This is a genomic window from Accumulibacter sp. (genome assembly GCF_016789985.1).
In the GTDB taxonomy this organism is placed as follows: domain Bacteria; phylum Pseudomonadota; class Gammaproteobacteria; order Burkholderiales; family Rhodocyclaceae; genus Accumulibacter.
The window spans coordinates 1-6,328 of sequence record NZ_JAEUOL010000245.1; the positions used below are offsets into that span (position 1 = coordinate 1).

Annotated in this window: 8 protein-coding genes; 3 read left to right on the plus strand and 5 right to left on the minus strand. The window is 63.3% G+C overall.

What is annotated here, in order from left to right; translation table 11 throughout:
- Positions 1 to 178 precede the first annotated feature (178 nt).
- From JNK99_RS14010 to JNK99_RS14030, 5 genes are all read right to left on the minus strand, one after another.
- The gene (locus JNK99_RS14010; protein ID WP_291854143.1) at positions 179 to 670 is read right to left on the minus strand and encodes a hypothetical protein; all 492 of its coding nucleotides are present in this window, start codon (positions 668 to 670) and stop codon (positions 179 to 181) included.
- 53 nt (positions 671 to 723) lie between these two features.
- Entirely contained in the window at positions 724 to 2,040 is a 1,317-nt protein-coding gene (locus JNK99_RS14015) for a ferric reductase-like transmembrane domain-containing protein (RefSeq protein WP_291854145.1), read from the minus strand.
- Between the two features lie 30 nt (positions 2,041 to 2,070).
- A complete protein-coding gene (locus JNK99_RS14020) occupies positions 2,071 to 2,469 on the minus strand; it encodes a PepSY domain-containing protein (protein WP_291854146.1) in 399 nt (132 codons plus the stop codon).
- Between the two features lie 163 nt (positions 2,470 to 2,632).
- Positions 2,633 to 3,124 (minus strand): diheme cytochrome c, encoded by a 492-nt coding sequence (locus tag JNK99_RS14025; RefSeq protein ID WP_291854148.1) that lies wholly within the window; start codon positions 3,122 to 3,124, stop codon positions 2,633 to 2,635.
- Positions 3,125 to 3,150: 26 nt separating this feature from the next.
- On the minus strand, positions 3,151 to 3,651 hold the full coding sequence (locus JNK99_RS14030) for a DUF1924 domain-containing protein (protein WP_291854150.1): 501 nt from the start codon (positions 3,649 to 3,651) through the stop codon (positions 3,151 to 3,153).
- Between the two features lie 100 nt (positions 3,652 to 3,751).
- Between JNK99_RS14030 and JNK99_RS14035 the strand changes: the two genes are divergently transcribed.
- The 3 genes from JNK99_RS14035 to JNK99_RS14045 are packed head-to-tail and all read left to right on the plus strand — an operon-like array spanning position 3,752 to position 6,197.
- Positions 3,752 to 4,120: a PepSY domain-containing protein gene (locus tag JNK99_RS14035; protein ID WP_291854152.1), complete on the plus strand. Its 369-nt coding sequence runs from the start codon at positions 3,752 to 3,754 to the stop codon at positions 4,118 to 4,120.
- Positions 4,120 to 4,782: a response regulator transcription factor gene (locus tag JNK99_RS14040; protein ID WP_291854154.1), complete on the plus strand. Its 663-nt coding sequence runs from the start codon at positions 4,120 to 4,122 to the stop codon at positions 4,780 to 4,782. The genes JNK99_RS14035 and JNK99_RS14040 overlap by 1 nt, the downstream gene beginning before the upstream one ends.
- Positions 4,779 to 6,197, plus strand: coding sequence for a sensor histidine kinase (locus JNK99_RS14045; RefSeq protein ID WP_291854156.1), 1,419 nt, complete (start codon positions 4,779 to 4,781; stop codon positions 6,195 to 6,197). Before JNK99_RS14040 ends, JNK99_RS14045 begins: the two co-directional genes overlap by 4 nt.
- The last annotated feature ends 131 nt before the right edge of the window (positions 6,198 to 6,328 follow it).

The following is a 6,328-nucleotide window of genomic DNA, read 5'->3' on the forward strand; positions in this document are numbered from 1 at the left end:
CCCACAACGATGGGTACTCACCACGAGGCTCTTGCACCATGCGAACAGCACGCGCGCGGACTTCGGGGGAAAACTTGTTTGACTTCTTCATGGCTCCCTCTTCTCAAAGGTTAGAGCCTCCTCAAATCCCGGGGCGATTCATCTGTCATTTGAGCGTCCGCGTGAATGAGAACAGCCCCTAGTACTGGATGGGCTTGAAGCCGGGATCGTCAAAGTATGTCGCGTACTTCTCTAGTGCACCAAGCACCAGAACCCCACCTTTCTGGCGCTTGCTGCCGTCTATTTTACCGGCCATGCGCTCGGCGCCATCCACCAGTTCGGCGATGACGATGTGCAACTGCTCGTCAGCCTGCGTGCCCAGCTTGCAGTTGGCGACGATGTTGCCGACCTCGGCTTCCACCTTCTGCGCCAGCTTGCCGTAGCCTTTGGCTGACAGGCGGTTCTCGTGAATCTCCTGCAGCGCACCGGACATTTCCTGACGGATGTTGGACATAGCTTGGCGCAGCGCTGCGTCGGTTTCCCATTTCTTGCCGTCATTGAGTTGCAGGGCTTTTGCTGCTGTGCTCTGTTCATGCTTGTGCTCATGCCCAGCGTGGGTCGTGGCGGCGAGTGAGGTGCCGGCAACGGCCATGCAGAGGGCGCTCAACAGCAGCAGTCTGGTTTGCTTCATTCTTCCATCTCCTTGTGGTTTAAGAACACCGGCGGACTGCCGGCTAAGTTTTGTTACCGCATCTCGAAGGCTTCCTGATGGAAGCGTGGCTGGCGGCCCATGCCACCCATGGCTCGCAACCCGTTGCGCAGCGCTTCGGCCAGACCGCTGGGGCCGCAGAACCAGATTTCGGCGCCCTTGGCTTCGCCCAGCGCCGCGGCCTGCAGGGCCGCGCCCTGCCGCCCACCGTGGATATGCAGACGAATCCTGGGCAACTGTGCGCACAGGCTTTCGAGACGCGGCACAAAGGCATCGGTCACCTGATCGCGGGTGCAGTAGTGCAGCTCGGCCACCGGCGCCTTGTCCGGGTCGGCCTGCAGCGACTCCAGCCAAGCGAGGAAAGGCGTGACGCCGATGCCGCCGGCGATCCAAATCTGCCGGGCCCGCGGGTTACAGCGGGCCAGGTCGAAGCGGCCGTACGGCCCTTCCACGCGCACCTTTTGCCCCGGCTGCAGGCGAACGGCGAGGCTATTGGTGTAGTCGCCCAGAGCTTTGATCTGGAAGCTGATGACCTGATCGCCTTGATCGGCACTGGCGATGGTGAAGGGGTGCGCCCCCTCCTTATGATCGAAAGTGACGAAGGCGAACTGGCCGGGACGATGTCCGCGCCAGCCGCGATCGAGCCGGCAGCGCACACAGGTGATGTCGTGTGCCGGGTGCTCGACGGCAATGATCTGGCCGCTTGCCTCATGGGCGCGGCCGATGCCTCCGAGCAGCGAACGGATGGCACCATATACACCGGCCACCAGCAGCGCCGCGAGCAGCCAGCCTGCCGGCTGCGCCCAGTAATCTCTGGGCGACAGCAACACTGCGTGGAAGGCGAGCATCAGGTAGAGCACCGGCATGGCACGGTGCAGGAAACGCCAGGAACGGTAGGGGAATTTTTTCCACAGCGTGATCACCAGCATGGCCAGTACGGCATAGATGGCCCACTCGCCCATGTCCTTAGCCAGATCGCGCATGATTTCCAGCAGGCCGGGGTATTTTTCCTTGGGCAGACGGCCTTCGCGGCCGATGCTCGATTTTAGGATGTCGCCACCCATCTCGATCAGCCAGTGCAGCGCGGCGAAGGTGATGGCGAGAATGCCGGCCCACTTGTGCGTGCGGTAGATGCGGTCCATGCCACCGAGCGGCGCTTCCAGCCACGCCGGGCGCGTGGCCAGCAACATCGCCAGCGACATCAGCGCAATCGACAGCAGGCCGCTCAGGTAGAGCGCTTCCTGACGGGCGATCCATAGCGGATGCGCACTGACGGGAAAGCTGGTGTTGAACACATCCCAGCCCCAGACGGCGGCGATCAGGGCGAACAGACCGGCAAACAGGGTTTTCATGGCATCGTGCTCGAAAAAGTTCAAGGCGGCTTACTTCGCTGCCGGCTGTGAAGAAACAGGGCTCTGCGACATGTCGTCGCGGCAACGGCGCTTGTTACATTCGACTGAAGCACTGCCTTCGCGCTGACGGCCTTCGCCAGATGTGCCCTCCCGCTCGCGCGTGCGGCGCTCACTGCGCTCAGTAACTTCCCCGGTCTGCGGATTAATGTGTAGCTTGACCCGCACGCCATTGCGATCGGTGGCCCGCGCTTCATAAACGCCGTGTTCGCGTTCGATCTTTTCGACATTACGGAAGCCGGCGGCTTCCAGCTTCTGGTGCACTTGTCCGATCGACAGCCATTGACGATCGGCTGCCGGGGCCGTTCGGCTTTCCTCGGCGAAGGACGGCGCCAGCGCGAAACCGCCGGCAAGCAGGCCGGCACCCAGCACCAGTGAAAACATTGTGTTCGAAATTGTTTGCTTACGCATGATGGAACCCTCCGTTTGTCGCAGCCAGGCTGCAGACCATGCAGTAATGATGCAGGTCGCTCTCTGAATGCGAGCTGAAGCACCTGTTCATCTGTCGTTCAGAAAGCAGCTCAAGCCTCATTCATCAGTCTTCGTAATAGCCACGCTCGGCATCGGTGTGGCAGGCGGCGCAGTTGGCTTTGGTGCGCACATCCTTGTGCTTCCACTCCCAGTCCGGCACCTTGCGGTGCTCCTTCACCCATTTCGGCAGTTCGGTGATGCGCAGTGGCGCATTCATTGCCGATACGCCACGCAGCAGCTTGTCGCTGTAGCGCCGGCCAGCGGTGTCGGCGGCGTTGTTGACCAGATACTCGGTGATCTTCGCGGCCAAGGCGGGGTCCAGCGAAGCATCATCACCAAAGTGGTTCTTCAGGTTGCCCATCATCCGTTGCCATGAACTGGCCGGCAGCATGGAGGGGGCAAAGGCGAGGTGGCAGCTGCCGCATTCTTCCTTGACCACTGGGTCGGCGACGGGCGGGAAATAGTGGCTGCCGCCGGCCTGTGCCCGGGCGAGGATCAGTGCGGAGAAGGCAACGGCGAGCAGGCCGAGAGCAAGCGGGCGGGTCGGGATTCTCATGTTCGGCTCCTTGAGTATTGGCTGGCTTACTGGCTGATCATGAAACTCAGCCAGTCACCCTTTTCCAGCGGCGTACATTCACGCCCCAGCACTTCGTTGCAGTTGCGCTTGAACCATTTCTCGACTTTAGCCGGGTCGGTGTAGCGTGCGGGCGAAGCCGACAGCGCCATCGGCTCGATGGCCTTGCCGGCGGGGTTGCGGCCGGGGTCACGGGTGTCGTTGCCATGGCACGAAGTACAGGTCGGCGTATCGGCCTTGCCTCCGGCGAAGGTCTGGGTGTGCAGCGTCTTGCCGCCGGCGGCGGAAAATCCGGAGAATGCGGGGTTGGCTGCCTTGGCGGCGCTGGCATACTTGTCCAGCTGATCCTCGCGCGGCCCGGCCATGCTGGCGCCGGAAGAACTCAGCGCAAGCATGGTGGCAAGCGAGATGGCGGTCAGTTTTCGGTTCATGGCGTACTCCTCTTCGGGGTCGGTGTGAGGCGTACTATGCGGCGTGGGAACTGAACGGAAGGTGAATCCCCCGTTCATCCTGCGTTCATCAAGTCAGGACTATAAATTGGGCATGCTGAAACAGAACCCGACTGCAAATCGAGCTTCAGGCCACCGTTGCCGCAAGGCGGTCGGTGCCTTGTGTATCCTGCTGCTGACATTCGGCAGCGGTGCCGGCATGGCAGACAGCGAGCGTGACCATGACCGCGCCCGGCAGGCGCTGGAAGCCGGCGAGGTGCTGCCATTGCGCACCATCCTCGAACGGGTGGAACGCCAGCATCCGGGACAGGTGATCGATGTTGAACTGGAGCGCGAACACGAAGACAAGGGCAGCCCCGAACGCTGGGTCTACAAGATCAAGCTGCTGCGCAGCGGCGGCGCGCTGGCCAAGCTCAAGGTCGATGCGCGCACCGGTGCAATCATCGGCAAGAGGGAACGCAGCGGACCGGAACATGAACGGGAACAACTTGACCAACCCCGCAGTGGCAGTGTCGGCGGGGGCAGCTGATGCGCATCCTGATTGTTGAAGACGAACCGACCCTGCAGGCACAACTGGCCGAAGGGCTTGGCGCTGCCGCCTACGCCGTGGATACCGCCGGCAACGGCATCGACGGGCATTACCTGGGCGACACCGAGCCCTACGATGCCGTGGTGCTAGACCTCGGCCTGCCGCAGATGGATGGCATCACCGTGCTGCGCAAATGGCGCGCAAGCGGACGCACGATGCCGGTGCTGATCCTCACCGCGCGCGACGGCTGGCACGAGAAGGTAGCCGGTATCGACGCCGGCGCCGACGACTACCTTACCAAGCCCTTCCACATGGAAGAACTGCTGGCCCGCCTGCGCGCGCTGATCCGCCGTACCGTCGGCCACGCCAGTGCAGAAATTAGCTGCGGTCCGCTGACGCTGGACACCCGAAACAGCCGTGCCACGGTCGATGGCCAGTCGCTGACCCTGACCAGCCACGAATATCGCGTGCTCGCCTACCTGATGCACCATCGCGACGAAGTCATCTCGCGCAGCGATCTGGTCGAACACATCTACGCGCAGGATTTCGACCGCGACTCGAATACCGTCGAGGTCTTCATCGCCCGGTTGCGCAAGAAGCTGCCACCGGGGCTGATCGAGACCGTGCGCGGCCTTGGCTACCGGCTGACCACGCTGCAATGAAACACCTCGCTTCGCACGGTTCGCTGCGACGATCGCTACGCCTGCGCCTGCTCGCCGGCACCCTGTTCTGGATTGCCGCTTCGATCATCGCTGCCGGCTGGGGCTTGGGCAACCTCTTCCAGCGGCACGTCGAAGCCCAGTTCCTCGCTGAGCTGAAAACGCATCTCGATCAGCTCACGGCACAGCTGACGCTCGACGAAAAAGGTCGACCGATGCTCGCCCTGCCCTTGAGTGACCCGCGCCTGAGCCACCCCTATTCCGGCTGCTACTGGCAAGTCGACGAGATCAGGGACAGTGCCCCGGCAGCCAGCGGCCTGCTGCGCTCGCGTTCGCTGTGGGATGACGTGCTGACGGCACCGCCGGACACCCCCGTCAACGGCGAGATCCACCAGCACCGCATCGTCGGACCGAAAGGGAAGGTGCTCGGCATGATCGAGCGCAGCGTGCGCATCGACGACACGCCGGACGGCAAGCCCCGCAGCTTCCGCCTGATCGCGGCGGCCGACGAAGCACTGATGTCCGCGCCTGTCGCCCGTTTCAGCGGCGCGCTGTGGCTGGCGCTGGGCGTGCTCGGCATCGGCCTGGTCGTTGCCGCACTGGTACAGGTCTTCGTCGGGCTGGCGCCCTTGCGCAAGCTGCATGCCGCACTGGGCAAGGTGCGCAGCGGCGAAACGCCGCAGCTTGATGGCGATTTTCCGGCCGAGATCATGCCGCTGGTCGATGAGTTCAACACCGTGCTGGCGCAGAACGCCGAGGTGGTCGAGCGCGCACGCACGCAGGCCGGCAACCTGGCGCACGCGCTGAAGACGTCGCTCTCCGTGCTGGCCAATGCCGCCAATGCGAACATTTCGGCCAGCCCGCAGCAGAACGAACTGGCCCGGCTGGTGATCGATCAGGTCGGCACCGCACGCAAGCAGGTCGACTACCATCTGACCCGCGCCCAAGCCGCCGCCACGACCCGCATGCCCGGCACGCGCACCCCCTTGCTGCCGGTGATCGACGGACTGGTGCGTGCCATGCAGCGCATCCATGCCGAGCGTGCGCTTGAATTGCGGGTAGTGCCAATGCCGGAGACGCTGGCCTTTCGCGGCGATGCGCACGACCTGCAGGAAATGCTCGGCAACCTGCTCGACAATGCCTGCAAATGGGCCGCCCAGCGGATCGATGTCAGCGCCGGTACTGAAGGCGGCAAGCTCCACATCTTCATTGACGACGACGGCGCCGGGCTGGCTGCCGAGCAGCGGGATGCCGTCATCCAGCGCGGCGTTCGCGCCGACGAGCAGGTGCCGGGATCAGGTCTCGGGCTCGCTATCGTCGACGATCTGGCCCGACTGTACGGCGGAGAGCTAACGCTGGAAGGTTCGCCACTGGGCGGAATGCGCTCAGCACTGACGCTGCCAGCGCCACTGAGGTAGGCTGAAAAAAGTGGAGTCCAACGTTTCGTAAAATGAATGGAAACGGAAGATGGAAATGACAAGGATGCCGACGGGGTTGTACACGCCGGAATTTCGGGCGGAGGCGGTGAAGCGGGTTGCGGAGAGAGGGC

Excerpts from the sequence above, each read along its gene's own strand:
- JNK99_RS14025 (WP_291854148.1), bottom strand. The coding sequence starts at position 3,124 with ATGAGAATCCCGACCCGCCCGCTTGCTCTCGGCCTGCTCGCCGTTGCC.
- JNK99_RS14045 (WP_291854156.1), top strand. The coding sequence starts at position 4,779 with ATGAAACACCTCGCTTCGCACGGTTCGCTGCGACGATCGCTACGCCTG.
- JNK99_RS14015 (WP_291854145.1), bottom strand. The coding sequence starts at position 2,040 with ATGAAAACCCTGTTTGCCGGTCTGTTCGCCCTGATCGCCGCCGTCTGG.
- JNK99_RS14010 (WP_291854143.1), bottom strand. The coding sequence starts at position 670 with ATGAAGCAAACCAGACTGCTGCTGTTGAGCGCCCTCTGCATGGCCGTT.
- JNK99_RS14030 (WP_291854150.1), bottom strand. The coding sequence starts at position 3,651 with ATGAACGGGGGATTCACCTTCCGTTCAGTTCCCACGCCGCATAGTACG.
- JNK99_RS14040 (WP_291854154.1), top strand. The coding sequence starts at position 4,120 with ATGCGCATCCTGATTGTTGAAGACGAACCGACCCTGCAGGCACAACTG.